Annotated in this window: 22 protein-coding genes; 11 read left to right on the plus strand and 11 right to left on the minus strand. The window is 62.3% G+C overall.

Going from position 1 to position 26,158, the window contains the following annotated elements:
- Positions 1-182: 182 nt before the first annotated feature.
- A complete protein-coding gene (coaD, locus tag YQ44_RS05150; protein WP_071322467.1) occupies positions 183-1,331 on the plus strand; it encodes a pantetheine-phosphate adenylyltransferase in 1,149 nt (382 codons plus the stop codon).
- A gap of 2 nt (positions 1,332-1,333) precedes the next feature.
- Here the strand turns inward: coaD and YQ44_RS05155 are convergent, their stop codons facing one another.
- From YQ44_RS05155 to YQ44_RS05170, 5 genes are all read right to left on the minus strand, one after another.
- Positions 1,334-1,939 carry a 2-hydroxychromene-2-carboxylate isomerase gene (locus tag YQ44_RS05155; RefSeq protein WP_071322468.1) on the minus strand — a complete coding sequence of 202 codons (606 nt, stop codon included), beginning with the start codon at positions 1,937-1,939 and terminating at the stop codon, positions 1,334-1,336.
- A gap of 66 nt (positions 1,940-2,005) precedes the next feature.
- Positions 2,006-2,596 (minus strand): phospholipase D family nuclease, encoded by a 591-nt coding sequence (locus YQ44_RS05160; RefSeq protein WP_083411655.1) that lies wholly within the window; start codon positions 2,594-2,596, stop codon positions 2,006-2,008.
- A gap of 2 nt (positions 2,597-2,598) precedes the next feature.
- Positions 2,599-2,763 (minus strand): hypothetical protein, encoded by a 165-nt coding sequence (locus YQ44_RS28665; protein WP_156894694.1) that lies wholly within the window; start codon positions 2,761-2,763, stop codon positions 2,599-2,601.
- An 82-nt stretch (positions 2,764-2,845) separates the two neighbouring features.
- Positions 2,846-5,248 carry a TonB-dependent receptor plug domain-containing protein gene (locus YQ44_RS05165; protein ID WP_071322469.1) on the minus strand — a complete coding sequence of 801 codons (2,403 nt, stop codon included), beginning with the start codon at positions 5,246-5,248 and terminating at the stop codon, positions 2,846-2,848.
- A gap of 177 nt (positions 5,249-5,425) precedes the next feature.
- On the minus strand, positions 5,426-6,211 hold the full coding sequence (locus tag YQ44_RS05170; protein WP_071322470.1) for a PhzF family phenazine biosynthesis protein: 786 nt from the start codon (positions 6,209-6,211) through the stop codon (positions 5,426-5,428).
- A gap of 98 nt (positions 6,212-6,309) precedes the next feature.
- On the opposite strand from YQ44_RS05170, the gene YQ44_RS05175 reads away from it, so the two are divergent.
- On the plus strand, positions 6,310-9,456 hold the full coding sequence (locus YQ44_RS05175) for an error-prone DNA polymerase (protein WP_071322471.1): 3,147 nt from the start codon (positions 6,310-6,312) through the stop codon (positions 9,454-9,456).
- Positions 9,457-9,495: 39 nt separating this feature from the next.
- On the plus strand, positions 9,496-9,972 hold the full coding sequence (locus YQ44_RS05180) for a GNAT family N-acetyltransferase (protein WP_232251054.1): 477 nt from the start codon (positions 9,496-9,498) through the stop codon (positions 9,970-9,972).
- A gap of 230 nt (positions 9,973-10,202) precedes the next feature.
- On the opposite strand, the gene YQ44_RS05185 is transcribed toward YQ44_RS05180, so the two are convergent.
- Together YQ44_RS05185 and YQ44_RS05190 are read right to left on the minus strand one after the other, a co-directional pair.
- Positions 10,203-10,460: a hypothetical protein gene (locus tag YQ44_RS05185; protein ID WP_156894695.1), complete on the minus strand. Its 258-nt coding sequence runs from the start codon at positions 10,458-10,460 to the stop codon at positions 10,203-10,205.
- A gap of 134 nt (positions 10,461-10,594) precedes the next feature.
- Positions 10,595-12,004 carry an FAD-binding oxidoreductase gene (locus tag YQ44_RS05190; RefSeq protein WP_071322473.1) on the minus strand — a complete coding sequence of 470 codons (1,410 nt, stop codon included), beginning with the start codon at positions 12,002-12,004 and terminating at the stop codon, positions 10,595-10,597.
- Positions 12,005-12,204: 200 nt separating this feature from the next.
- Between YQ44_RS05190 and YQ44_RS05195 the strand changes: the two genes are divergently transcribed.
- From YQ44_RS05195 to YQ44_RS05215, 5 genes are all read left to right on the plus strand, one after another.
- A complete protein-coding gene (locus tag YQ44_RS05195; RefSeq protein ID WP_071326269.1) occupies positions 12,205-13,128 on the plus strand; it encodes a ChaN family lipoprotein in 924 nt (307 codons plus the stop codon).
- Between the two features lie 154 nt (positions 13,129-13,282).
- Positions 13,283-14,035 carry a tonB-system energizer ExbB gene (gene exbB / locus YQ44_RS05200; RefSeq protein WP_083411656.1) on the plus strand — a complete coding sequence of 251 codons (753 nt, stop codon included), beginning with the start codon at positions 13,283-13,285 and terminating at the stop codon, positions 14,033-14,035.
- A gap of 3 nt (positions 14,036-14,038) precedes the next feature.
- A complete protein-coding gene (gene exbD / locus YQ44_RS05205; RefSeq protein ID WP_071322474.1) occupies positions 14,039-14,464 on the plus strand; it encodes a TonB system transport protein ExbD in 426 nt (141 codons plus the stop codon).
- Positions 14,461-15,252 carry an energy transducer TonB family protein gene (locus YQ44_RS05210; protein ID WP_083411657.1) on the plus strand — a complete coding sequence of 264 codons (792 nt, stop codon included), beginning with the start codon at positions 14,461-14,463 and terminating at the stop codon, positions 15,250-15,252. The genes exbD and YQ44_RS05210 overlap by 4 nt, the downstream gene beginning before the upstream one ends.
- Before the next feature lie 53 nt (positions 15,253-15,305).
- The gene (locus tag YQ44_RS05215) at positions 15,306-17,561 is read left to right on the plus strand and encodes a TonB-dependent receptor domain-containing protein (protein WP_071322475.1); all 2,256 of its coding nucleotides are present in this window, start codon (positions 15,306-15,308) and stop codon (positions 17,559-17,561) included.
- A 51-nt stretch (positions 17,562-17,612) separates the two neighbouring features.
- Here YQ44_RS05215 and YQ44_RS05220 read toward each other — a convergent pair whose 3' ends face one another.
- A complete protein-coding gene (locus YQ44_RS05220; protein WP_071322476.1) occupies positions 17,613-18,020 on the minus strand; it encodes a PRC-barrel domain-containing protein in 408 nt (135 codons plus the stop codon).
- Positions 18,021-18,266: 246 nt separating this feature from the next.
- On the opposite strand from YQ44_RS05220, the gene YQ44_RS05225 reads away from it, so the two are divergent.
- From YQ44_RS05225 to ftsB, 3 genes are all read left to right on the plus strand, one after another.
- Positions 18,267-19,919, plus strand: a complete 1,653-nt coding sequence (locus YQ44_RS05225) for a CTP synthase (protein ID WP_071322477.1) — start codon at positions 18,267-18,269, stop codon at positions 19,917-19,919.
- A 141-nt stretch (positions 19,920-20,060) separates the two neighbouring features.
- Complete coding sequence (gene eno / locus YQ44_RS05230; protein WP_071322478.1) at positions 20,061-21,344, plus strand: phosphopyruvate hydratase; 1,284 nt, start codon at positions 20,061-20,063, stop codon at positions 21,342-21,344.
- Between the two features lie 62 nt (positions 21,345-21,406).
- Entirely contained in the window at positions 21,407-21,730 is a 324-nt protein-coding gene (gene ftsB / locus YQ44_RS05235; RefSeq protein WP_035821182.1) for a cell division protein FtsB, read from the plus strand.
- Between the two features lie 334 nt (positions 21,731-22,064).
- On the opposite strand, the gene YQ44_RS05240 is transcribed toward ftsB, so the two are convergent.
- From YQ44_RS05240 to YQ44_RS05250, 3 genes are all read right to left on the minus strand, one after another.
- Positions 22,065-22,349, minus strand: a complete 285-nt coding sequence (locus YQ44_RS05240) for a hypothetical protein (protein ID WP_071322479.1) — start codon at positions 22,347-22,349, stop codon at positions 22,065-22,067.
- 152 nt (positions 22,350-22,501) lie between these two features.
- A complete protein-coding gene (locus YQ44_RS05245) occupies positions 22,502-23,644 on the minus strand; it encodes a glycerophosphodiester phosphodiesterase (RefSeq protein ID WP_071322480.1) in 1,143 nt (380 codons plus the stop codon).
- The gene (locus YQ44_RS05250) at positions 23,644-26,055 is read right to left on the minus strand and encodes a TonB-dependent receptor (protein ID WP_232251055.1); all 2,412 of its coding nucleotides are present in this window, start codon (positions 26,053-26,055) and stop codon (positions 23,644-23,646) included. The genes YQ44_RS05245 and YQ44_RS05250 overlap by 1 nt, the downstream gene beginning before the upstream one ends.
- Positions 26,056-26,158: the final 103 nt, after the last annotated feature.

The raw sequence follows: 26,158 nt of genomic DNA on the forward strand, positions 1-26,158 counted from the left end.
TAATATTGAGCAAGCAATCTGCCGCTATTTTTACCGTTGCTGCAAGGCGAGACATTTCATGGTCGATACAGTGTGATGGCAGTTGCTCGAGCTTTGATTTTTTGTGCCGTGTGCATTGACGTATGCTGGCCATATCTATATTGTCTGCGCAACAACAGCAGCCATATCAGGGAGCAAGCAGCATGAAGAAGATCGGATTTTCAGGAACACTCGACCCCATTACCAACGGCCATATGTGGGTGATCGGCGAGGCGCGTTCGCTTGCCGACGAGGTGATCGTCTTCCTGTCGCAAAACCCCGCCAAGAAACCGCAGTTTCCCGCCGAGGACCGCAAGCGCATCATCGAGCAGAGCGCGCGCGAGTGCGGCTGGGAGAATGTGCAGGTGGTCATCGTCAAAGGGGATTACACGGCGCGCGCGGCGAAAAAGCACGGCTGCGACTACCTGATACGCGGCATCCGCACGACAGCCGATTTCGACTATGAAAACCTGATCCAGCAAACGAATGTGGACGTGCTGCAGGGCGCCAAGACCATTTTCGTGATGCCGCCGCGCGACCTCGGTTCCGTCAGCTCCAGCTTCGTCAAGGCGCTGGAAGGTCCCGTCGGCTGGAACTGGACCATGAAGAAATTCGTTCCCGGCCCCGCCTACCAGGCGTGGATCCTCGACTGCCTGCGCAAGGAATGGGAAGCGCTGTGGAATTACTCCAGCGCGGCCGAGGCCGAGATCGCCGTGTTTGACCACTGGTTCGCACACCTGACGGGACCGCAGGCCTATGGCGGCGTGGACCGCCATTATCACAACCTCGATCACCTGGTGCACGGCTTGTCCGAGATCCGTGTCTGGGCCGACAACAGCTATGCGGCCAAACGCGACAGCGCGCTGGTGAAGAAGGCATTCTGGTTCCACGACGCCGTCTACAGCCACGATGAAGACGCGCTGTATTCGAGCGAAGAGGCGAGCGCCCAGCTGTGGCTGGGCAGCGGCCTCGATGCGGGCGACAATGCTGATGTAGCGCAACTGATCCGCGCCACCGACCACTTCCAGGCTTCCTCGATTACGCATGCGTTGAAGGATGTCATGCTCAGCGCCGACCTGGCCATCCTGGGCCAGGACGACGAAGTCTATCAAGCCTACACGCAAGCGATCGGCCGCGAATACGCGCACGTCGACCCCGTGCGCTTCAAGCAGCAACGGCGCTTGGCCCTGCAGCATTTAAGCGGCAAGGCGCAGGCGGGGCAGCTGTTTGGCGATGCGTATTTCGCCAGCCAGTACAACGAGCGGGCCATTGAAAACATGCAGAAAGAGATCGCGGCGCTGGCGGCGAGCTGAGTTTAACGGCAGGCGGCCGCCGCGTGCGCCAGCGCATCCTCGAGCCGGTCATTGCCCCAGAATAGCTCGCCCGCGCTGATGAAGCTGGGCGCGCCAAACAGCTTCAGCGCCTGCGCCTGACCAGTCTGGCGGCGCAGGCGCAGCTTGTTGTCCTGTGTCAAAGCCCGCGCCAGGATGGCCGGTGCGTCCAGCCCCAGTTCCGTTAATGCCTCGCTGACCGCTTCGACGTTGTCGATCTCGCGGTCCGCGGCAAAATTCATCGTCATCATGCGCTGCGCAAACGGCGCGATCCAGCCCTGGTCGGCACCGACGAGGGCCACGCGCATGGGCAGCAGGGCGGTGCGGGGGAAGGTGCCGGGCTGGCGCCACGGCAAGCCATATTTCTCGCATAGGCGCGCCATGTCGCGCCACATGTAGTCGCCCTTGATTTTTTGCACAACGAAGGGCGACGTTTCCCATCCCAGGGCCTTGAAGACGACGCCCAGCAGGAAAGGCTTCCAGACGACGTCAACGTTCTGCTCACGCGCCAGCGCCTCGATGCGCATGGCGCTCAGGTAGCTGTAGTTGCTGCCGAAATCGAACCAGAATTCCAGTGTGGGCATAGTCATGACATCTCACCATGTGGCCGTTCAGGTTTCATCGTAGATGGATTGCAGGATGGTGAAACGATGGTTTCAACGGGCGCCGGCGTCTCTTTTTTCTGCCACGTATCGATAGTCGATACCCTTGTCCCATCGATTTTGCCAGTGGAGCAGGAACGATTTCGCCAATTCTGGGCTGTTCCATACGACAACGACATTTTCGCTATTTGACGTGGCGGCATCCCTGCTGTAGTTGAAACTCCCATTTTGAACGGACACATCATCAGCAACGATGTATTTATCATGATGCATGGCATAAACTGAAATAGTTTTCGTTGGAATGCCAGCCTTGAATAGCAGGTCGAGGACCGCAATGCTGTTCTTTCGCTGGTTTCGCCGGGCATCAACAAGTACCTGGACATCGACTCCTCGTTTCTTAGCGTTCAGCAACGCTTCTGCTATCTGGCGAGAGTTGAAGGAGTACGCGGCGAGTCTGATTTTGGAAACGGATGTATTGATGACCTTGAGAACCAATTCCTCTGCTCCACTATCAGGGGAAAATGCATTTTCAATGGTCACAGCAGGTGTGCCGGATTGGCCAGGTAGCCCTTCCGGCCGGCCGGCTCCCTGAGCTATCGACGTGAACGTAGCAGCAAAAATGGCGATAACGGCGATCTTTTTCATTATTAATAATAAGTATTAAATAAATAATCAATCTTGTCGGCGGTTTTGCCTGTGAACATAGATGATAGCGTCAATGGCATGGCAGCGCTGCTGACACCCTTCACGGTCTGATCTGGCGTCGCGCCGGCCCCCAACGCACGATTGCATCCACAGGTGAAAGCCGCCATTAATCACTCGTATCGATGACAGCGACAAAAAACAGCGGCTGCCCACACTGGCGCAGCCGCTGTTGTCACGCGCATCGCGGGATCAGAACTTCACCCACAGCCGCCCGAAGTACGATGCGCCATTCAGGCCGAACTGCACGCTGTCGTACTTGAAACCGTTGTCCGTCTCGTCGGCGTTCTGCGTGGTCGGCTTGACGTTGAAGATGTTGTTGCCGCCAAACGTCAGCTTGGTGTTCTTGTTGATGCTGTAGGTAAAGCTCAGGTCGGCCGAGGTCTTGGCCTGGTAGCGCGCGTTCGGCACGCCTTCGGCCGTGCCGCTGAAGGTGCCCAGGGTTTGCGGGCCGAAGTAGATGATGCGCAAGTCCGATTCCAGCTTGCCCGTGATGTAGTCGAAGCCCAGGGTGGCTTTCGCGCGCGGGCCGCCCTGTTCGATGAACAGGCGCTCGCGTTCGGACAGCAGCACGTCTTCGTAGCCTTTCAGCGAGTCGGGCGTCTTGACCTTCGTCACTTCCGTCTTGCTCAGGTTGAGGGCCAGGAAGCTGTTCAGGCGGTTGCCGGCCAGTTCGCCCTTGTGCGAGGCCGTCAGGTCCAGTCCCCGTGTGCGCGTGTCGATGGAGTTGACGAAAAATTGCGCCTCGCCCACGCCCAGCAAGGCCAGGCGCGCCGCCAGGTCAGGGTAGTTGTCGGCATTGAAGCGGCCCGACAGCACGATGCGGTCCTTGATCTTGATGTTGTACAGGTCGGCCGTCACGGAGATGGCTTGCGTCGGCGTCCAGGTGGCGCCGAAGGTGAAGCTGCTGGATTTTTCCTCCTTCAGCTTCGGGATGCCGGCCGCGTTGGCGACGGCGCCGCCATTGGGCGCCAGCACCACGTCGGTGGGAACGCCGCCGATGAAGTCGGTGAAGGTGGACGAGAAATACACTTGCTGCAGGGACGGCGCGCGGAAGCCCGTGCTGGCCGAGCCGCGCAGCAGCACCTCGGGCGCCACCTTATAGCTGGCGGCCAGCTTGCCCGTCACGGTGGAACCGAAATCGCTGAATTTCTCGTAGCGCAGGGCGGCCTGGGTTTTCAGGCGCTCCGTCCAGTCCAGTTCCACGTCGCCATACGCGGCGATGCTGTGGCGCCTGGCCTTGGTGGCGTCGCCGGGCTGGAAGCCGGGGAAGCCCTGGCTGCCCGCGTTGCCGCCCACGCCCACGCCGTCGGCGTCGATGTAGGAAGCTTCTTCGCCGGCCATGATCTTGTATTCCTCGCTGCGGTATTCGGCGCCGAAGGCCACGTTCATGCCGCGCATCACCGTGTCGTAATAGCGGCTGAAGTCGGCGTTGCTGGTCAGCTGCTGGAACGAGAAACCGCCCGCGTCAAAGTTGCTGGCGCTCACGCCCTTGCCGCCGGCCAGCAAGTCGCGGTTGGCGATGGATGCGTTGAGCGTATGGCTGATGTCGTAGCGCATCTTGTTGTAGCCATAGGTTTGCGAGAAATCCGCATGCCATTCGCCGATCTGGCTGCGGTGGCCGATGGTGGCGTACTGGTCGTCGATCTTGCCATTGATGAAAGGCACGAAGCCGTCCGGATACATGGCGGCCGAATTGCGCGACGGGATGTCGTCGCTGCCGATGCCGCCGCGGCCAAACGCGGCGCTCGACGCGTCGCGCGTCTGCGCGCCCGCAGTGAAGTACAGTTTTCCCGTGGTGCTGGTGGCATAGTCGCCATTCACGTACAGGGTTTTGTTCCTGGACTTGGTGTCGCCGATGATGCGCATGCTGTCCGCATCGGCGCGGTTCGAGCGGCCCCGGTCCAGGTATTCGCCCGTGATGGCAATCGTGCCCTTGTCGCCGAGGGCGATGCCGCAGTAGGCGGACGTCATGTAGTTCTTGCCATCGCCGGCCGAGTACTGGCTGTAGCCGGCCACCGCTTCGCAGCCCAGGCTTTTCTTCAGTTCGATATCGATCACGCCGGCAATGGCGTCCGAGCCGTACTGGGCGGCGGCGCCGTCGCGCAGCACTTGCACATTCTTGATTGCCAGCAAGGGAATCGCATTCATGTCCGTGCCCGTGTTGCCGCGGTTGCGCGCGCCGAACAGGTTGACGAGGGCCGTCGTGTGGCGCCGCTTGCCGTTCACCAGCACCAGCGTCTGGTCGGAGCCGAGTCCGCGCAGGGCGGCCGAATCGATGAGGTCGGCCCCGTCGGCGCCCGTCTGGCGCGTGGAGTTGAACGAAGGCGAAATGTATTGCAGCGATTGCGCCAGATCAAATTGTCCGCCTTGCTCCGCCACCCTGGAAATGGGGATGATATCGACCGGCACCATGGTGTCCGTGGCGGAACTGGCGACCCGGCGCGAGCCGACCACGCTGACTGTTTGCACGGGGCCATCCGTGGCAGCCGCTTCCGTGTTCTGGGCCATGGCGGCGGGACTGAAGGCGGCCAGGGCGGCGCTGCCGTACAGACTGATGAGGACTGCTTTATGCAAGGTGGTGAGGGTCGGCACGCAGTATCTCCAGGTCGATGGTTGATGTTATTGCTCACTCGATTCTAGTGCCAACATTTCAAGACTCACCAGCGATACTTTGTTTTGTTATTACAAATTGCTAGTAACTGTTGTTTCCTGGTTGATTATCTTTTGCTCAATGCTTTGCCTGCCTTGCGCTGGTGCGGCATGCCCCATTCAGGTGCTGCGTTGCACCATGCCGCCCACCCGGATTTCATGCGCGCTGTATTGCACCTGGATCAGGCACGGCTGCTGCGTCAGGTGGCCCTGATGCAGGCGCAGCGACTGCTGCAAGTGCGCTGCCAGCGCCCCTGCCGCCACGCCCGTGGCGCTGTCTTCCAGCGCCGGATCGAGGTGGTTGAAATTGCGCCCTTCGTATTCGCCTTCGCCCGTGCGGCAATACGCATAGCAGCCGCTGACCTTATGCAGGGCGCTCCAGTCGGCGATCAATTCCAGGTTCGGCCGCAAGGCGCGCAGGGTGGTGCGGTCGGCCACTTCCAGCAGCAGCTTCGGACTGCCCACGGAAGCGATCACGGGCGGTGACGCCAGGTGCATGTGCTGGCCCATCAGTTCCGACGGCACATAGCGCTCGATGGCGACGGCGTGGGCAGGCTGGGGCGCCAGGCCGATGAACAATCCCTGCGCGCTGCGCAGCAGGTGCAAGGCTTGTCCGCGCATGGCGGTCGTGACCGTCAATGTCGCCGGCGCGCCAGGCGCCGTCAGCAAGACGTGGCTGGCTGCCAGGGTGGCGTGCAGGCACAGGGGACTGCGCGTGTGCGGATAGAAATAGTCGAGCACGATGCCGCCATCGGCCTGGCGGTCGATGAAGACGCAGGCGCTCACATTGCGCTCGCGGGCAAAGCGCTGGCGCCCGGTTTCGCCGCTGTCGTCGTTTTCCACGACCAGCGCCGCATTGCCGCCGCCGGGTTCGGCACCGAAACATTTTAAAAGGTGAACGTTCATGGTGAGCGATGCGCAAGGTAAAACGTCAGCATAACTGAGAAGTCCCACTCAAGATGAGTATAATATACTGTGTTTATATACAGTTATTGAGGTAGATCATGGGGGGCGCAGCCTTACCCGAGTATGCTGAGTTGTACTGCCTGAGCAATTTCAGCTTCCTGCATGGCGCCTCGCATGCACAGGAGCTGGTGGCGCGCGCCGTGCAGCTCGGCTACCACGCGCTGGCCATCACGGACGAGTGTTCGCTGGCCGGCGTCGTGCGCGCCCATGCGACGGCCAAGCGGGCCGATTTTCCCCTGATCATAGGCGCGCATTTTCACCTGACGCAGGCTGACGGCAGCCCGGCCCTGTCCTTGCTGGCGCTGGTGCGGGACCCCGAAGGCTATGGCAACCTGTCGGAATTGATCACCATGGCGCGCACGCGGGCGGCCAAGGGGCGCTATCTGCTGACGCCCGAGGATTTCACCGCACCGTCGGCCGAATTTGTCCATTTGCGGGGGCTGCCCGGCTGCCTGATGATCTTGCTGCCCAGCTATCCGGCGCAGCCGGAAACCGTGCACGCGCAGGGGGCGTGGATGGCGTCCACCTTTGGCCGCGAACGCAGCTGGGTGGGCTTGAACTTGCTGCAGCGGGCGCAGGACGACGCGCACCGTCTTGCCGTGCAGGAAGCGGCGCAGGCGCTGGGCTTGCCCGTGGCAGCCGTGGGCCACGTGTGCATGCATGTGCGCTCGCGCAAGCCCTTGCTCGATACGCTGTGCGCGATTCGCGTGGGCAAGCCCGTGGGCGAATGCGGCTATGCGCTGGCGCAGAACGCGGAACAGCATCTGCGTGCGCGCTTGCGCCTGGCCAATGTGTATCCGCCGCAGGCGCTGGCGGAAACCGTGCGCATCGCCGACATGTGCACATTTTCGCTCGACAGCCTGCGTTATGACTATCCCGACGAACTGGTGCCGCGCGGCCATACACCAGCGACTTATTTGCGTCAGGAAACGTATGCGGGCGCGCGCCTGCGCTTTCCGCTGGGCATACCTGCCAACGTGCAGGAGCAGATCGAGCAAGAGCTGGCGCTGATCGCCGAGCTGTCGTATGAAGCCTACTTTTTGACCGTGTACGACATCGTGCGCTTTGCGCGCACGCAAACCATCCTGTGTCAGGGCAGGGGCTCGGCCGCCAATTCGGCCGTCTGCTATTGCCTGCACATCACGGAAGTGGACCCGGCACGCGGCAATTCACTGGTCGGGCGTTTCATGTCGCGCGAGCGTAATGAACCGCCCGATATCGACGTCGATTTCGAGCACCAGCGGCGCGAAGAGGTCATTCAATATATCTACGGCAAATATGGCCGCGAGCGGGCCGCGCTGGCGGCCGTGGTGATCAGCTACCGGCCGAAGAGCGCCTTGCGCGACAGCGGCAGGGCGCTGGGGATCGACCTGGCCATCGTGGAAAAAGTGTCCAAGGCGCATCGCTGGTTCGACGGCAAGCGCGACCTGCTGGACCGCCTGGCCGAATGCGGACTCGACCCGGAGGCGGAATTGTCGCAGCAGTGGGCCGGCCTGGCGCAGCAATTGCTGGGATTTCCCCGCCACTTGTCCCAGCATCCGGGCGGCTTCGTCATTGCGCATGGAAAATTGTCGCGCCTGGTGCCGATAGAAAACGCCACCATGGCCGAGCGCAGCGTCATCGAGTGGGACAAGAATGACCTCGAGGAACTGGGCTTGATGAAGGTCGATGTGCTGGCGCTGGGCATGCTGTCGGCCCTGCGTCGCGCCCTGGAGCTGGTGGGGGCGCGGCGCGGCGAGGAATTCCGCCTGCAGGATATTCCCCGCGAAGACCCGGCCACCTACGACATGATGTGCCTGGCCGACACCATCGGCGTGTTCCAGATCGAGTCGCGCGCGCAGATGAGCATGCTGCCCCGCCTGCGGCCCCGTGAATTCTACGACCTCGTCATCGAGGTGGCGCTGGTGCGTCCCGGCCCCATCCAGGGCGGCATGGTGCATCCGTATCTGCAGCGGCGCCAGAAAAAGGAGCCGGTCGACTATCCGAAGGGCCTGGAAAAGGCCCTGGGGCGCACCCTGGGCATCCCGATCTTCCAGGAGCAGGTGATGCAGGTGGCCATCATCGCCGCCGATTTCACGCCGGGCGAGGCGGACCAGTTGCGGCGCGCCATGGCGGCCTGGAAACGCAAGGGCGGCATGAACAATTACAAGGAACGCATCGTCGAAACGATGGTCAAAAATCAGTATGAGCGAAAGTTCGCGGAAGCCATCTTCAGCCAGATCGAGGGCTTTGGCGAATACGGTTTTCCCGAGTCGCACGCGGCCAGTTTCGCCCTGCTGACGTATGCCAGTTCCTGGCTGAAATGCCACGAACCGGCCGCTTTCCTGTGTGCCTTGCTCAATAGCCAGCCCATGGGCTTTTACAGCCCCTCGCAACTGGTGCAGGATGCGCGCCGGCATGGCGTGCGAGTGCAGCCCGTCGACGTGGCTGTCAGCGGCTGGGAGGCAACGCTGGAAGCGGCGGGGGGGCAGGGCGCCGCGCCCGCCGTGCGCCTGGGCTTGAACAGCCTGTTCGGCATGCGCGCAGAGGCCGCCCGGCGCATCGAGGATGCGCGCGCCATCGCCGCCTTTGCGGACGTGGCCGACCTGGCCCGGCGTGGCGGCCTGGATCGCCATGACTTGCAGGTGCTGGCCGCTGGCAACGCGCTGCATGCGCTGGCCGGTCACCGCCGCGCGGCGCTGTGGCAGGCGGCTGGCGCCGTGCCGGACAAGGACCTGCTGCGTTCCACCACGCATGAGGAGGACTTGCCCGCGCTGCCCGCACCGACGGAAGGCGAGGCCATCGTCAGCGATTACCGCGCGCAGGGGCTGACCCTGGGGCGCCACCCGCTGGCGCTGCTGCGCACGCAGTTGCTGGCGCAGCGCTTCCTGCCCGCCTCCACGCTGATGACTTACACGAACGGGCAGGTGGCGCGCGCCTGCGGCATCGTCACCGTGCGCCAGCGGCCTGGCACGGCCAAGGGCGTCATTTTCATGACCCTGGAAGACGAGACGGGCACGGTGAACGTCATCGTCTGGCCAGACCTGGTGGAAAGCCAGCGGCGCGAGGTGCTGAGCGCGCCGCTGCTGGGCGTGTATGGCGTGTGGCAGAGGGAAGGCATCGTGCGCAACCTGGTGGCCAGGCGCCTGGTCGACATGTCGCATTTGCTGGGACGCTTGCGCACCAGCAGCCGCGATTTTTGCTGAGTGTTGTATAAAAGGATGCCGGCATGGCATGATTTACGCATGACACCCTTGCCCGAACCGACTCTGCGTCCCGCCCTGGTGGCGGACGCGCCCGCCATCGTTGCCCTGATCGACGACCTGATGCCTTTTTTGACCCTGCACCCGGACGGTGCGGGAGCGGAAAAGTTCATCGAGCATTGCCGCCAGCCGGCCATCGAAGGCTATCTGTCGCAGAGCCGCTACGCCTACCAGCTCGCGCATATCGATGGCGAACTGGCCGGCGTGGTGGCCATGCGCGACAACACGCATCTGTTCCACATGTTCGTGCCGCGCGCGCTGCACCGGCGCGGCATGGCGCGCCGGCTGTGGCAGGCGGCGCGTGACGCTGCCATCGCCGCCGGCAATACGACGGGCTTTACGGTGAACGCCTCCCTGTATGCCTTGCCTCTGTATGCGCGCCTGGGCTTTGTCGCCACCGGGCCGAAGGTGGAGATGGATGGCATCGCCTTCGTGCCGATGCGCATGGCACTGGATTGACTATCCACCCAGGAGCGGGGACCTCAGCGACCTGGTGCCCGTCGCGTATCTGTGCGCACTTCCATCAATAGCCCGCGCTGTTGCAGAATGATTCTGCCAACAAGGAAGGCGATTTCCCAGCTGAACATGGCAGCCGCAAGGAACAGTGTCCGGCCATCCGGTTCCTGATAGTGTCGAAATAAATGGCTGCATCCGCACACAAGACCGCTGACGCCAAACAGCAATAATGGCTACACATCGGCGATGAAGTTCGCATAGGCGCCGGGGCCACATTGTGCGTCCACTTTGGCGGCCAGCGACGGCGCCTGGAATGGATATCCGCTGATTTTGCTGGCGAACAGCGCGGCCGCCAGGATTTGTGCCAGTAAAAGCCAGTAATCGCGCGATAAATCAACACCGTGAAGCAGCTTGTCCGGGAAGGTATGGACGCAATAATAGGCCATGCCGCATATCCAGATAGCGGCGGCAATGGCTTTTGAGATGCTCATCGTTGATCCTGAAAGGGGTGGTCTTAATGCCAGGCGCGCCACATTACACCATCAAGCGAGCAGAGCCAGGCGATGACAGCAAGGGACCGCCGGCCAGGCTACGCCCCCTGCATGCGTTTGACCTGCCTGACGCATTACCACCTGACGATCTTGCCTGGATTCATGATGTTCTTCGGATCCAGCGCGTGCTTGACGGCGCGCATGGTGTCGATGGCGCCTACACCGTGCTCCTCCACGAGGAAGGCCATCTTGTGCATGCCCACGCCGTGCTCGCCCGTGCAGGTGCCGTCCATGCCGATGGCGCGCGTGACCATGTCGCCGTTGACCTTTTCGGCGCGCGCGATGTCGGCCGGATCATCGGGGTCGACCAGCATCTGCACGTGGAAATTGCCGTCGCCCACATGGCCGATGATGGCGTAGACGAGGCCCTGCGCTTCGCAATCGGCCTTGGTGGCCAGGATGCACTCGGCCAGGCGCGAAATCGGCACGCAGCAATCGGTGGAAATGGCGCGGCTGCCGGGGCGCATCTGCAGCAGCGCGAAATACGCGTTGTGGCGCGCAGCCCACAGGCGCGAGCGTTCTTCGGGGCGGCTGGCCCACTCGAAATCGCTGGCGCCGTGTTCCGCCGCGATGTCTTGCACCAGCTGCGCCTGTTCGGCGACGCTGGCCGGCGTGCCGTGGAACTCGAACAGCAGCAGCGGTTTTTCCGGCAGCGCCATCTTGTCGTAGGCGTTGATGGCTTTCACGCCGTTTTCATCGAGAAACTCGACCCGTGCCACGGGCACGCCCATCTGGATGGTCTGGATCACGGCACTGACGGCCTCGCCCGTGCCGGGGAACGAGCACACGGCCGCCGAGATCGCTTCCGGCAGCGGGTACAGTTTTACCGTCACTTCCGTGATGATGCCCAGCGTGCCCTCGCTGCCGACGAACAGGCGCGTCAGGTCGTAGCCGGCCGACGATTTTTTCGCCCGCGTGCCCGTTTTGATGATGCGGCCATCGGCCGTCACCACCGTCAGGGCCAGCACGTTTTCGCGCATCGTGCCGTAGCGCACGGCGTTCGTGCCCGAGGCGCGCGTGGCCGCCATGCCGCCCAGCGAGGCATTGGCGCCCGGGTCGATGGGAAAGAACAGGCCCGTGTCGCGGATTTCCTCGTTGAGTTGCTTGCGCGTCACCCCGGCCTGCACGGTGGCCGTCAAGTCTTCACCATGCACTGCCACCATCTGGTGCATTTGCGACAGATCAATCGTGACGCCGCCATGCAGGGCCAGCACGTGGCCTTCGAGCGAGGTGCCGCTGCCGTAGGCGATGACGGGCACGTCGTGCGCGCTGCACAGCTTGACGGCGGCCGCCACTTCCTCGGTGGAATGGGCGAAGATGACGGCGTCCGGCAGCATGGGGGGATAGCTCGACTCGTCGCGGCCATGGTGTTCGCGCATGGCTTGCGTCATGGAAAAGCGGTCGGCAAAAATCAGGGAAAGTACGGCAGCAAGGGATTCCGGCAGCGGTTTTTTCAGTGCCGCCAACTGGTCAGTATGGTTCACGCGTGTCCTCCGTTTATTTTATTCTACTCTGCAACTGCGGATTGCAGCGGAGCCGTCATCCTGGATTTTTGCCCATTGTAAAAAAATCAGCGGGGAGTGCCGTGTCTTGGTTGTAAATGAGAATCATTTCTATTAGAATGCCCGCCTGAGTGTTTTTGCAACAGCTTTGATCCGCAGCTTTGACCCGAAAGGCCATGCCCATGAAATTCCCCCTGTCCCTCTCCGCTGTCCTGCCCGCCTGCGTGCTGGCCCTGAGCGCCTGCAGCAGCGTCGCGCCGGCAGACAGCGTGGCCACCGGCACTGCCGCCGCCACGCCTGCCGCTGCGCCAGAGGTGCGCCAGCTGGGCGAGATCGTCGACCTGCGCAGCGGCCAGCGCCTGAGCGCCGAGCAACTGCTGGCCCAGCTGGCCGCCGCGCCGCGCGTCATCATCGGCGAGCAGCATGACCAGCTCAGTCATCACCGGATCGAGCAATGGCTGTTGCAGCAGCTGCAGGGCCGGCGCCCGCAAGGCAGCGTGCTGCTGGAAATGCTGAATCCGGACCAGCAAGCCAAGGTGGACAAGGTCAAGCCGTGGCTGCAAACGGATCCCGTCGTGCGTCCCGAGCACGTGGCCGAGCTGGTGGCGTGGCAGCCGAACTGGAAGTGGGAGCAGTATGGCGACCTCGTGATGACCGTGATGCGCGCGCCGTATCCCGTCTGGTCGGCCAACCTGGACCGTAGTGAAATCAAGCAAATGTTTGCCGACAAGCCTGGCGTGCAGGGCAAGCATTCGAACCTGGCCAACGACGGCAAGGTGCATGACAAATTAAAGGACATCATCCGCGTCATGCATGACAACCAGATCGACGAGCCGCGTCTGGCCGCCATGCTGTCGGTGCAGCAACAGCGCGACCGCCGCATGGCCGAGCGCCTGCTGGCCGCGCCGGCGCCGGCCGTGCTGATCGCCGGCGCCTACCATGCGCACAAGGACCTGGGCGTGCCGCTGCACGTGCAGGACTTGACGGGCGGTCCCGCGCCGCTGGTGCTGGTGCTGGCCCGCCAGGGCGCCGAGGTCAAGGCGTCGCAGGCGGACTTCGTGTGGTTCACGCCGGTTGCGGCGCCCGCCGTCGCCAGCGCCAGGTAAGGCGTTTGACGTCAGTCGTTTGATATCGCCGGGCATTCCGCCCGGCACTCTCCCCCCAGCAAGCTCCTCCATAGCAGCCAGGTAGTCCGTCCGATTTTTTGCATGCGCGTGCGCGCCGTTGGCGCAGCCATGCCTGTTGATTGTTGAAGCTCCCATGCGTACCCCTTCGTCCTGTCTCCAAGCCGCTACCTGCGGCGTCGTTCTTTCCCTGTTGCATGCCGGCGCGCAAGCGTCCGCGCTGCCGCATGACATGTCGCCGCTGGGCATGTTTATCGCCGCCGACCAGGTGGTGAAAAGCGTCCTCATCGGTTTATTGATCGCCGCGCTGGCCACCTGGGTGGTCTTGCTGGTGAAGGGCGCCAATTTGCTGAAAGCCCGGCGCGACGCGGCGCATGCCGTCGCCGTGCTGAAGCAGGCCACGTGCCTGGCGGATGCGGCAATAAAGAGCGGGGCGTCGTTGCTGGCCCAAGGTTTGCTCGATGATGTACAGCAGGAACTGAATTTGTCGCACGCCCATGCGCCGGCGCCAGCGTTGAAGGAGCGCGCCGGTTTTCGCCAGGAACAGTTGATCGCGCACAAGGTACGCAACATGACGCAAGGCATCGGTCTCCTGGCCAGCATAGGCGCCGTGGCGCCGTTCGTTGGCCTGTTCGGCACCGTGTGGGGCATCATGAACAGTTTCATCGGCATTGCCGTCAGCCAGAGCACGAACCTGGCCACCGTCGCGCCGGGCATCGCGGAAGCCTTGCTGGCGACAGCGCTGGGCCTGGTGGCGGCCATCCCCGCCGTCGTCATCTATAACGTGCTCAGCCGTGGCATCAATCAGTACAAGGCGCAGTTGCGCGCCGCCTCGGCGCAAGTGCTGCTGATGCTGAGCCGCGACCTCGACACGCGCAAGCAGGCCTGAGCCATGGCCAGCCTGTTCCCTTCCCAGGATGACGCTACGGCCGACATGCCGGAGTTGAGCGAGATCAATGTCACGCCCTTCATCGACGTGATGCTGGTGTTGTTGATCATCTTCATGGTGGTCTCGCCGCTGGCCACCGTCGACCTGAAGATCGACTTGCCGGCCGCCACGGCCAAGCCCGAGCCGCGCCCCGAAAAACCGCTGTTCGTTTCACTGAAGGCCGACCACAGCCTGTACCTGGGCGAGTCGCCTGTCGCGCGCGCGCAACTGGGCCGCCTGCTCGACGCGCAGACGGGCGGCGACCGCCAGCGCACGCTGTTTTTCCAGGCCGACAAGCAGGCCGCTTATGAAGACGTGCTGGGCGTGATGGATGCCTTGCGCCAGGCCGGCTACCTGAAAGTGGGCCTGGTGGGCCGGGAGGGCGGGTGAGTGCGCCGTCCATGCTGGCGCCGCGTCCCGTCCTGAACTGGGGCATCGCCACGGCGCTGGTGGTGGCCACGGCGCTGGCGCTGCTGCTGTGGGCCGGCTGGCAGCCTGCGATGGTCACGCCCGCCAATCCGGCGGCCAGCGTGATGGTGGTGTTTGCCGCGCAGGCGATGTCGCCGGAGACGCAGCAGGCGGCCGCGGCAGGGGCGCGCCAGTCGGTGGCGTCCAGCGCGGCCCGGCCGCCAAAGAGCACCGTCTGGCAACAGGCGCTGCCCGTGCTGGCGCGCGCCGCCGCGCCGGAGATCGTTGCGGCGGAAAAAGAGGAGAAGGCGGCGGCCAGTCCATCAACGGAGCCGGGCAAGGATGCCGCCAAGGAAGCGGCATTGCCCGCGCAAGCCAGCAGCAGTGCCACGCCGGCGCCCGCCGCCGTGCGCGGCCCGCAGGCGGCGCCGTTGAATAGCGACACGCCGTCGTCCAGCGCGGCGCCGGCCAGCTGGCAAAGCCGGGTGCTCGGCCACCTGGCCCGCTTCAAGCGCTATCCGGGCGATGCGCGCCAGCGCAAGCGGGCCGGCGCCGCCTGGGTACGCTTCCAGGTGGACCGCGACGGCAAGCTGCTGTCCAGCGAACTGGTCACCTCATCGGGCACGGTGCTGCTCGACCGCGAAGCGCTGCAAGTGCTCGAGCGCGCGCAACCGCTGCCTGCGCCGCCCGGCAACGTATTGCACCAGGGCACGGTGACCGTCACCTTGCCCGTCTCGTTCAAGCTGGAAGCGGGACAAGACAAGGCATGAGGATGCCGATTGCTTTTCATTAAAAAAATCTGACCATAACAAATCGAGGGTGTATGCATATCAAGAGAATGGCGCAAGCCGTGGGCGTTTGCATGGCGTTGCTGGCGCAGCAGGCGCAGGCGCAGGAAAATAGCGCGGGCAAGGTGGAGTTTTCACCGCTGAATGTATCGGGTGAAACGGTGTCCGTGGAACAGCAGGCGCTGGAAAGGCCGGGCGCCGTCAGCGCGCGCGGCCCCGATACGCGCCTGCAGAGCGTGGACCAGATCGTGCGCGGCATGCCGGGCACGTTCACGCAGATCGATCCGGGACAAGGCGCCATCAGCGTGAATATCCGTGGCCTGTCCGGCATGGGCCGCGTCAACATGATGGTCGATGGCGTGACGCAGAATTACTACGGCAGCGCGCCGTCGGATGTGTCGCATGGCGGCGTGCCCGGCAGCCAGTTCGGCACCCTGATCGACCCGAACTTCATCATCGGCGTGGATGTGTCACGCGGCAATGCCGTCGGCAGCGACGGCATCAATGCGCTCGGCGGCAGCGCCAATTTCCGCACCATCGGTGTCGATGACGTCGTCTTCGCGGGCGAAAAGACGGGCGCGCGCACGAAGATGTCGGCCGGCAGCAACGGCGTGGGACGCAGCGCCATGCTGGCCGTGGGCATGAAAAACCCCGCCTTCGACGGCGGCAGCGTGGGTTTCCTGGCGGCTAGCAGCGCGAGTGTCATCGGCAACAACTACAAGAATGGCAAGGGTGCGGACAGCGAGGAATTCGGCTTCGGCTACAACCGTTTTTACAAGCAGAAGCCGAAGTCGCAATTGCTCAAGCTGGACTTGAAACTGAGCGACTTCCACGCACTGGAACTGTCGGCGCGCGATTACCGCAACACGTTTACGCGCCGCGACATCCAGAGTAATGATTACTATGTGAAATATCACTACACGCCGTTTTCCGAATTGATCGACCTCAATGTGATCGCCAGCAGCAGCCGCGGCAATCAGAAATACATGCCCGAGGCCTTGATGAATTTCGTCAACACCAACGCGGCCAACCGCGCCGACGCCGTCGACATCAATAACACCAGCAGCTTCAGGCTGGCCGGTGGCGACGCGCTGGTGACGGTGGGCGGCAAGTTGATGCGCAATGAGTACAGCAAGCACGTGGAAAGCCTGGTGCAGGACCCGGACAATCCCGATGCCAACCAGCAATCGATTGAAAACAATACGTTTGGCCCCACGGGCAAGCAAAAGATCGACAGCCTGTACGCGGGCCTGCAGTACAACCGCGGCATCTATCAAGTCCATGCGGGATTGAACTACACGCGCTTCGAGCTGACCGGCTACAAGCCCGCCTGCGACGAGCGCGTGAAGTGCTTCCCGCAGGGGGCGGCGCATATCGCGCTGAAGGAGCATGGCATCAACCCGTCGCTGCTGGTTTCCGCGCAGGTGGCGCCGTGGTTCCAGCCGTTCGCCAGCGCCGAGCGCACCATGCGCGGCCCGAATCCGCAGGAAGTGTTTTTCTCGAATGACGGCGGGGCGTCGATGAACCCCTTCCTGAAGGGCGAGAAATCGACCACCTACCAGCTGGGTTTTAATTCCAGCCTGCATGGCTTGCTGACTGCCAACGACGCGCTGAACTTCAAGGCCCTGTATTTCAAGAGCAAGATCGACGGCTATATCACCAGCCAGTCCTTCCTCGTCTGCGATGGCGGCCGCAAGTGCAATATGGCGGAAGTGCTGGCCACGGACTGGCAGACGGTCGATGAGTACGTGACGAATATGTATATCTACATCAACTCGGCCACGCCCGTGCGCACGCGCGGCTGGGAGCTGGAAGCGCAATACCAGCTGGGGCCGGCCTATGCGCGCCTGTCGTACACGCGCGAAAAGACCAGCCAGCCCACCTCGATCGCCAGCGCGTGGTTTGGCGCGGCCGATATCAGCGAGCTGCCCAGCACGTATTACAACCTCGACGTGGGCACGCGCCTGCTCGACAACAAGATGGAGCTGGGCGCCATCATCAAGCACACGGGCGCCAACCGCCGCCTGTCGCCGGAAAATAATACGGATGAAGTGACGGGCGACATCGTCAAGGTCGACAATCCGAAGATCCCGGCCGTGATCGACCTGTATGCCAGTTACCAAGTGACGAAAAACCTGTTCCTGCGCCTGTCCGTGCAGAACGCCATGGACAAGGATTACTCGGAAGCGCTGAACCGGCTGAACTCGATGCCGTCGCAGTCGAACGAGAATACGCCGATGAGTACGGCGCGCGGCAGGACGTATGTGGCGGGACTGGAATACCGCTTTTAAGGTGGGCGTGACACCACCCCCGTGCCTGGCGCCGGGGTGGTTGCGGCGAGCTTAGTAGTCGCGCGGGGTGGTTCCATAATAGCTGTGGATGGAGTTCACCCACGTGGTATCGGCCATGTTCGGCCAGTTATCCGTGTCGAAGCCCGGTGCGTTTTCGATGCGTTCCTTGTCGACGTTGAGCGTGAAGCGCTTGTTGACGGTGTCGAGCAGCAGCGCTTCCCAGGGCACGGCGAACAGCTTTTCGCCGATGGTGAAGACACCGCCGTGCGACATGACGGCATAGGCGATCTTGCCGCTGCGCATGTCGATCATGATTTCCTTGATTTCGCCCAGGTGTTCATCCTTGGCGTTGTGCACATGGTCGCCGATCAGGGTGTCTGCACCCATCAGTTCAGGGCCGGGGCCTTTATGGCCGCGGTTGACATACATGCCGTAGGCGTCGCGTTCTTCGTAGCTCATGATGATCCTCCGTTGAAAAATTCCAGTCTGGGCGCATGTCGTGGCAGGGTCTGTTCGCTCGCCCACACAACATATGGAATTGGAAATATTTCAATTATTGCTATTGGGTAATTTTGTTGTGCGTAGACAGCAGGAGGGGGCGGGATAGTCGGCATTTGGCGCAAATTTCCGCGCGCGGGGAGCGCCGCAGGCGGGCTTTAGTGTATAATTTCAATTTCCCGCACGTGCCGTTCGGCACCATCTGCAATGACCAAATTTGTCTTCGTCACTGGTGGCGTTGTGTCTTCCCTTGGAAAAGGGATTGCCGCCGCCTCCCTCGCCGCGATCCTCGAATCGCGCGGCCTTAAAGTCACCATGCTCAAGCTCGACCCGTATATCAACGTCGATCCTGGCACGATGAGCCCTATGCAACACGGTGAAGTATTCGTCACCGACGACGGGGCCGAAACCGACCTCGACCTCGGTCACTACGAGCGCTTCATCTCCACCCGCATGAAAAAGGTGAATAACTTCACCACTGGCCAGATCTATGAATCGGTGATCCGCAAGGAACGCCGGGGCGAATATCTGGGCAAGACCGTGCAGGTGATTCCGCATATCACGAATGAAATCCAGGATTACATCCGCCGTGGCGCCGAAGGCTACGACGTGGCCCTGTGCGAAATCGGCGGCACCGTCGGCGATATCGAATCGCTGCCCTTCCTGGAAGCGGCGCGTCAGCTGAGCCTGCGCGCCGGCCGCAAGAACACGGCCTTCGTCCACCTGACCCTGGTGCCGTACATCGCCTCGGCCGGTGAACTGAAAACCAAGCCGACCCAGCACTCGGTGCAAAAGCTGCGCGAAATCGGCATCTTGCCGAATGCGCTGCTGTGCCGCGCCGACCGCGCCATCCCGGAAGACGAGCGCGCGAAAATCTCGCTGTTCTCGAACATCGAGGAAGACGCCGTCATTTCCGTGTGGGACGTCGACACCATCTACAAAGTGCCGCAGATGCTGCACGACCAGGGTCTGGACAAGATCATCTGCGACGCGCTGGACCTCGATCCGGCGCCGGCGGACCTGTCGATCTGGAGCAAGCTGATTTATACGATGGAGCATCCGAAGGCGGAAGTGACCGTCGGCATGGTCGGCAAGTATGTCGAGCTGACCGAGTCGTACAAGTCGCTGATCGAAGCGCTGCGCCACGCCGGCATCCACACGGAAAGCCGCGTCAACATCGAGTACATCGATTCGGAAGAAATCGAAACGACCGGTTGCGACGGCCTGGGCAAGTACGACGCCATCCTGGTGCCGGGCGGCTTCGGCAAGCGCGGCGTGGAAGGCAAGATCAAGGCGGCCCAGTTCGCCCGTGAAAACAAGATCCCTTACCTGGGCATCTGCCTGGGCATGCAAGTGGCCCTGATCGAATACGCGCGCAACAAGGCAGGCATGCCGAACGCGAATTCGACCGAGTTCGACCTTGATACGGATCAACCTGTTGTTGCACTGATCAATGAGTGGCAAAACCACGATGGTAAAGTCGAGTTGCGCGATGAAAACTCGGACCTGGGCGGTACCATGCGCCTGGGCGCGCAGACCTGCGCCGTCAATCCGGGCACCCTCGCCGCCGAAATCTATGGCAGCGTGGTGACCGAGCGTCACCGCCATCGCTACGAAGCCAATAATCACTACCTGGCCCGTGTCGAAGCGGCTGGCCTGATCGTGTCGGCCCGCACGCCGAGCGAAGATTTGTGCGAAATCATGGAATTGCCACGCACGGGCGAAAATGCCCACCCATGGTATATGGGCGTGCAATACCACCCTGAGTTCAAATCGACGCCACGCACCGGCCATCCGTTGTTTACCTCGTTCATCAAGGCAGCGCTGGCGCACAAAGAAGCCAACGCGGCCGCGGAATAACGCGGGTCGATAGCGACAGTATTACCCGTAAGACAGCTCCCGGCCAGATCGTTCCCGCCGGGAGTTTCTTTGCCCCCTTTGTGCAATTGCGCATCAGAACGCAGTGTGCAGCCCCTGTTACGCTTAACTTTGGAGAATGACATGAGTGCTATTGTTGATATTATCGGTCGCGAAATCCTGGACTCGCGCGGCAACCCGACCGTCGAATGCGACGTGTTGCTGGAATCGGGCGTGATGGGCCGTGCGGCCGTACCGTCGGGTGCCTCGACCGGTTCGCGCGAAGCCGTGGAATTGCGCGATGGCGACGCCAAGCGCTACTTCGGCAAGGGCGTGCTGCAAGCATGCGAAAACATCAATACCGAAATCTCCGAAGCCATCATGGGCCTGGACGCCAATGAACAGGCTTTCCTGGACCGTACCCTGATCGACCTGGACGGCACGGAAAACAAATCGCGCCTGGGCGCCAACGCCATCCTGGCCGTTTCCATGGCCGTTGCCAAGGCTGCCGCCGAAGAAGCGGGCTTGCCGCTGTACCGCTATTTCGGCGGTTCGGGCGCCATGCAGATGCCAGTGCCGATGATGAACGTCATCAACGGCGGCGCGCACGCCGACAACAACCTGGACATCCAGGAATTCATGATCATTCCCGTGGGCGCACCGTCGTTCAAGGAAGCCGTCCGCTACGGCGCGGAAGTGTTCCACACGCTGAAGAAAATCCTGCACAAGAAGGGTTTGAACACCAACGTGGGCGACGAAGGCGGTTTTGCGCCATCCTTGGCCAACCATGAAGAAGCCATCAAGCTGATCATCCAGGCCATCGAAGAAGCCGGCTACGAGCCAGGCACGCAGATCGCCATCGGCCTCGATTGCGCCGCGTCCGAGTTCTACAAGAACGGCAAGTACGAAATGGAAGGCGAAGGCCTGAGCCTGACCGCCACCGAGTTCACCAACCTGCTGGCGACCTGGTGCGACAAGTACCCGATCATCTCGATCGAAGACGCGATGCATGAAGGCGACTGGGATGGCTGGGCGATCCTGACGGCGGAACTGGGCAAGAAAGTGCAACTGGTCGGCGACGACCTGTATGTGACCAACACCAAGATCCTGAAAGAAGGCATCTCGAAAGGCATCGCCAATTCGATCCTGATCAAGATCAACCAGATCGGTACCCTGACGGAAACGTTCGCCGCCATCGAAATGGCCAAGCGCGCCGGTTACACGGCCGTCATTTCGCACCGCTCGGGCGAAACGGAAGACTCGACCATCGCCGATATCGCCGTTGCCACGAACGCTTTGCAGATCAAGACCGGCTCGATGTCGCGTTCGGACCGCATGGCCAAGTACAATCAGCTGCTGCGTATCGAAGAAGACCTGGGCGACGTTGCCAGCTATCCAGGACGCGATGCGTTCTATAATCTGAAGTAAGCTGATGTAAAACCCACTGGCCGGCCGGAGATGTTCCGGCCGGTTTTTTAACTGAATGCCCCATGCGCCTGATTACGCTCGCCCTGGCAGCCTTGCTGCTGTTGATCCAATTTCCCCTCTGGCTGGGCAAAGGCGGCTGGCTGCGTGTTGCCGACATGGAAGCCCAAGTGGCGGTGGCCAACAAGAAGAATATGGAATTGAAGGCGCGCAACGCCAAGCTCGAATCCGAAGTGCGCGACCTGAAGGACGGCACGGGTGCGGTCGAGGAGCGTGCCCGCTATGAGCTGGGCATGGTCAAACAGAATGAGATTTTCGTGCAGATCGTGCGCAAGGGCCAGACCCCGCCACTGCTGGAAACGCCGGTGGACGCTGCTGCGCCACACTAAGAACTACCACTTCCCCTTGCCAGCCTGGACCGATTGCCAGGCTGACATGTCACATCTTGATGACGATCTTGTACTGCTGCACACGACTGGCCGCATGGCGCGGCGCTGTGGATACTGCTTGCTGATCAGAAACGGGCTTTGCCGGTCGAGATCAGGTAAAAATGGATGCCGGTAACAACGATGGCTACGGCGATCAGTGCGGTTTCGAGAAACATCATAATAATTCCAGTAAGTTGTTAGATAGTCAGCTTAAAAAACGTTCGGGGCCAGGCGCCAGGCCGAAGACAGTACGAACGTACGGCAAGGCGCAGGCAACGCCGCCCTGAACGTTTTCTTAACCGCGCGAGGCCAGGAAGCGCAGTTCGGCGGCCAGGTTCGGCATCAGGCGCTCATGGCGCGCCGCTTCCGAGTTCAGCAGGGCGAAATCGCGCTTGCTTGGGCGCACATAGCGCTCGTCGTCAGTGCTGGCCGCCGGGGTGCCGGTGGCGATGACTTCCTTCTGTGCCAGTTCGCTGTAAGGCTTGGAAGCGAGCAGGGCGCCCAGGAAGGCGCGCGTGGCGCGGCCCAGGTTGCTGAAATAGTTGTCGTCGTTGCTGTAAGTGTTGGTGAAAGTGGACATATGCCCTCCATGAATGGTCTGTTGTTGCATTGCACAATAATGGAGTTGCCGATATATGTCTAATTCCAAATTCCAATTTCAGAAATTCAAGAAACGCATAATAAGGGCGTAGCCGCCGGCCACGCCCCGAAAAAGAATTTGTTACGAAATGTTTATCCGGCGGCCAGGCGTCCCAGGCCCGGGTCGTCGCTGAAAAAGCCGTCCAGTCCCGTCTCGATATAGCGCCGCATTTCCGCCACGGAACCGGCTTCGTTGCGCGCGTTTTCACCGTTGCCATCGCGGAAATCGGCCGCCAGGAAACGGTTTTCCGGACGGAAGGTCCACGTGTGCAGCAGCAGGCCCGCCTGGTGCGCATCGTCGACGATGGACGCGGCTTGTGCCAGGCGCTGGTCGGCGCCCAGCGGGATGACGCCCCGCGTGGGCGGCGCCACCACGTCCGCGTAGCCGGCGATCTCGCGCAGGCCGGCCGGCGTCGTCATTTGCCCGAATGTCAATTTTCCGCCGGCCTTGGCCACGTCCATCGGACGGATATCGCCGCCCACCACCAGCTGCATCAGGCGCACGTTGGCGCGCCGTCCCAGCTTCTCGCGCAAGTACTTCAGATTGGCCACTTCGAAGGACTGGATCTCGATCGGCGCGCGGCGCGTGTACTCGTGCGCCAGCATGGTCGAGAGGAAACGGTCTTCCAGCGCCAGGCCCGCATCGCTGAAGTAGGTGGAACTTTTCAGCTCCGGCACGAGGCCGATGACGCGACCGCTGGCGGCAGATTGCGCTGCAACAAAATCGATGATTTCTTCCCAGGTCGGGATCTGGAATTGTCCATCGTACAAGGTGTTGCCTGTGCGCACTTTCGGCAGCCGTTCGATGGCGCGCAGGGTCTTCAGTTCGGCCAAGGTGAAATCATCGACGAACCAGCCCTCGTGCCATTCGCCGTCGACCAGCTTCTTGCCGCGCCGGCTGGCGAACTCGGGACGGCGCGCCACGTCGGTGGTGTCGATCAGGTTGCTTTCATGGCGCGCCACGAGGATGCCGTCGCGCGTGGCCACCAGGTCCGGCTCGACGTAGTCGGCGCCGTCGAGGATGGCTTTGGCGTACGAGGCCAGCGTGTGTTCGGGGCGCAGGGCGCTGGCGCCGCGGTGGGCGAAGACCAGCGGCCGCGCCGGCGGAGTGGCCAGCAGGCCGGCGGCAAAGCCGGGCGCGCTGGCCAGTGCCAGGCCGCCGACGGCCGCCTGCACGAAGCGGCGGCGCGAGAAATGCCGTTGCGCCAAGACAGGGGCGAGATGCGGCGCGCGCATCAGAAGTCCGCCGTCAAGGTCAGGAAACCCTGGCGCGGCGCGATGGGGAAGGTGTTATAGGTCTTGTCGGCCGCGCCCACCACCACGTTCAGCGAGCCTTTGCGGTTGGCCAGGTTGCTGACGTTGACGCGCCAGCGCGGGTTCTTCAGCCAGCCGGCCATGGCCGGCAGCTTGCCCGACACGCCCAGGCCCATCAGGAAATAGCTGGGCACGGACAAATCGTTCGTGTACGTCGCATAGCGCTTGCCCACATAGTCTCCCGTCAGCTGCACTTCGATATCGCCAAACGTGGCCGAGGCAACAAATTTGTTCAGCCACTCGGGCGAGCCCGGCACGTTCTTGCCCGCCGTCAAGACCAACGCGGCGCCATTGCTGTAATTGTCCGCGTACTGTGAACGGTTGTACGACAGGGCATTGTAGAAGGAAAAATTGTTGCCGAAGTGCACAGTACCGGCGATGTCGATGCCGTCCGTGCGCACGCTGCCCACGTTGGCCAGCACGGGGTTGCCGCCAATGATGGAGGAAATCACGGGCGTCGGGCTGATCTGCAGCAAGCGGTTGCTGAAATCGACGTGGTACACATTGACTTGCCCATCGATGGCCGTGATGGCGCCCAGGTTCATGGGGTGGCTGCCGCGCACGCCCACTTCATAGGTGAGGGCCGTTTCCGGCTTGGCGTCGCGCTTGAACAGGTCGAAGGCGGCCTGGTTCGACAAGCTCCACGGCGACGCGCCGCCGCCGCCGTAGGTGACGAACTGGCGCATGTTTTTCTGGATGTTGAAGTACAGCTGGTCTTGCGGCGTGAAGTCCCAGCGCGCGCCCACTTGCGGCAGGAACCATTTTTTCGTCGCGATGGAGCCGACGGGCAGGGCCGTCGAACCGCCGGCAATGGCGCCCTTGGCCGGCTGCACGGGGAACTGGCCATCGGCAAACTGCAGGCTGGACTTGAAGCCGGCCTGCAGCGCGATATCGGGGCGGATGCGCCATTCATCCTGCAAGTGCAGCTGCACCACCTTGTTGTCGATCTCGCTGCCGTACTGCGTGATCAAAGGATTGCTGGGGCGGTCGTACGGCGAGGTCGGGTGGTTGACGTCCAGCGCATACCAGCGGCGGTAGGCGGACGAGCGGTTCTGTTCCAGCCACAGGCCCGCTTCGAGCTGGTGGTTGCCGATTTCCTTGCGCAGCGTGGAAATGAAGCCGCCGCGCTTGATGTCGTATTCCGTCGTGCGCACGGCGTAGCCCGAGTTGCCGAAGACTTCCTTCAGGTTCTGCTTCGGGTAGTAGACGCTGAACAGGCCCGGCAAGCCGGCCACGCCGATGGGGCCGGCCACCACGCCGGCGCCGTCATCCTTGTGGTAATACACCTGGTTCGACCAGGTCGTGCCCTCCGACAGGTTGGCGTCGAACTTGGCGTAGGCCAGGTAGTCGGTGCGCTGCGCATCGCTGTAGTAGTTGCGGTAATTGTTGCCATCGGCGGCAGGCGTGGCGCCCGTCGGCGACAGGTAATTGAGGGCCGCCTTGAAGTCGGGATACAGGAAGGGGCGCGTGTATGGCGCGCTCGTCTCGCCCTTCACGTGCACGGTGCTGTCCTCGTTCGGCTCGATCTTGTCCGAGTAATTGAAGAACAGGGTCAGCTTGCCCGCCTCGCTGCGGTTGACGTATTTGGCGTTGAACTGGTCGCCGCCCTGGCGCGCATCGAAGTCCCAGGCGCGCGCTTCATGGTGCAGGATGGAAAAATAGGCGCTGCTGCCGTCGCCAAAGGCACCCGTGTCGTAGCGGGCAAACGTGCGCGAGGTGCGGTGGCTGCCCACGGTTTGCTGCACGCTGGCGCCCTGCGCGGCCAGCGGGTCGCTGGAATAGGTTTCGATGGTGCCGCCCAGGTTGCTGGTCGAGGCCGTGGCCAGGTCGCCGGCGCCCGAGGACAGCACGACGCTGCGCACGTTTTCGCTGATCACGGCGCGTTGCGGCGACAGGCCGTTGTAGTTGCCGTACTGCTGGTCGCCCAGCGGCACGCCATCCATGGTGTAGCCCAGTTGCTGGCCGGAAAAGCCGTGCACGAACAGCGACAGATTTTGCTCGTTGTTGCCCCATGGATCGGCCGTCTGGAAGCTGACGCCGGGCAGGGTTTGCAGGGCTTTCAGGGGATTCGTGCCGGGCAGGATTTTCTGGATTTCATTCTTGCTCAGGGCGACGGAAGAACGCGTCTTGCGCGAGGAAATCTCCACGGTGGCCATAGGCGCATTGTCGTCGGCAGCCGGGGCAGCAGCAGCCATGTCGGTGGCGGCCGAGGCCACAGCGGCGGCCACGGCCGTTTGCGCCAGCGCCGGCAAGGAGAGGCCCGCGGCGCAGGCGCCCAGCAAAACGTGGAAGGAATGGCGGCGCAGGGCCAGCGTCAAGTGGGTATTCATCATCAGCCTGTGGAAAGTATTGGAAGTAATACAAGCTGCGCAGCGTAACGGCGGCGCGTGACGGGCTGATGACGAACTGATGACGGGACGATGACAGCAGAAACAA

The organism is Janthinobacterium sp. 1_2014MBL_MicDiv, assembly GCF_001865675.1.
Lineage (GTDB): Bacteria > Pseudomonadota > Gammaproteobacteria > Burkholderiales > Burkholderiaceae_D > Janthinobacterium.

Excerpts from the sequence above, each read along its gene's own strand:
- coaD (WP_071322467.1), top strand. The coding sequence starts at position 183 with ATGAAGAAGATCGGATTTTCAGGAACACTCGACCCCATTACCAACGGC.
- YQ44_RS05155 (WP_071322468.1), bottom strand. The coding sequence starts at position 1,939 with ATGACTATGCCCACACTGGAATTCTGGTTCGATTTCGGCAGCAACTAC.
- YQ44_RS05160 (WP_083411655.1), bottom strand. The coding sequence starts at position 2,596 with ATGAAAAAGATCGCCGTTATCGCCATTTTTGCTGCTACGTTCACGTCG.
- YQ44_RS28665 (WP_156894694.1), bottom strand. The coding sequence starts at position 2,763 with ATGGCGGCTTTCACCTGTGGATGCAATCGTGCGTTGGGGGCCGGCGCG.
- YQ44_RS05170 (WP_071322470.1), bottom strand. The coding sequence starts at position 6,211 with ATGAACGTTCACCTTTTAAAATGTTTCGGTGCCGAACCCGGCGGCGGC.
- YQ44_RS05175 (WP_071322471.1), top strand. The coding sequence starts at position 6,310 with ATGGGGGGCGCAGCCTTACCCGAGTATGCTGAGTTGTACTGCCTGAGC.
- YQ44_RS05180 (WP_232251054.1), top strand. The coding sequence starts at position 9,496 with ATGACACCCTTGCCCGAACCGACTCTGCGTCCCGCCCTGGTGGCGGAC.
- YQ44_RS05185 (WP_156894695.1), bottom strand. The coding sequence starts at position 10,460 with ATGAGCATCTCAAAAGCCATTGCCGCCGCTATCTGGATATGCGGCATG.
- YQ44_RS05195 (WP_071326269.1), top strand. The coding sequence starts at position 12,205 with ATGAAATTCCCCCTGTCCCTCTCCGCTGTCCTGCCCGCCTGCGTGCTG.
- exbB (WP_083411656.1), top strand. The coding sequence starts at position 13,283 with ATGCGTACCCCTTCGTCCTGTCTCCAAGCCGCTACCTGCGGCGTCGTT.
- exbD (WP_071322474.1), top strand. The coding sequence starts at position 14,039 with ATGGCCAGCCTGTTCCCTTCCCAGGATGACGCTACGGCCGACATGCCG.
- YQ44_RS05215 (WP_071322475.1), top strand. The coding sequence starts at position 15,306 with ATGCATATCAAGAGAATGGCGCAAGCCGTGGGCGTTTGCATGGCGTTG.
- YQ44_RS05220 (WP_071322476.1), bottom strand. The coding sequence starts at position 18,020 with ATGAGCTACGAAGAACGCGACGCCTACGGCATGTATGTCAACCGCGGC.
- YQ44_RS05225 (WP_071322477.1), top strand. The coding sequence starts at position 18,267 with ATGACCAAATTTGTCTTCGTCACTGGTGGCGTTGTGTCTTCCCTTGGA.
- eno (WP_071322478.1), top strand. The coding sequence starts at position 20,061 with ATGAGTGCTATTGTTGATATTATCGGTCGCGAAATCCTGGACTCGCGC.
- ftsB (WP_035821182.1), top strand. The coding sequence starts at position 21,407 with ATGCGCCTGATTACGCTCGCCCTGGCAGCCTTGCTGCTGTTGATCCAA.
- YQ44_RS05240 (WP_071322479.1), bottom strand. The coding sequence starts at position 22,349 with ATGTCCACTTTCACCAACACTTACAGCAACGACGACAACTATTTCAGC.
- YQ44_RS05245 (WP_071322480.1), bottom strand. The coding sequence starts at position 23,644 with ATGCGCGCGCCGCATCTCGCCCCTGTCTTGGCGCAACGGCATTTCTCG.
- YQ44_RS05250 (WP_232251055.1), bottom strand. The coding sequence starts at position 26,055 with ATGATGAATACCCACTTGACGCTGGCCCTGCGCCGCCATTCCTTCCAC.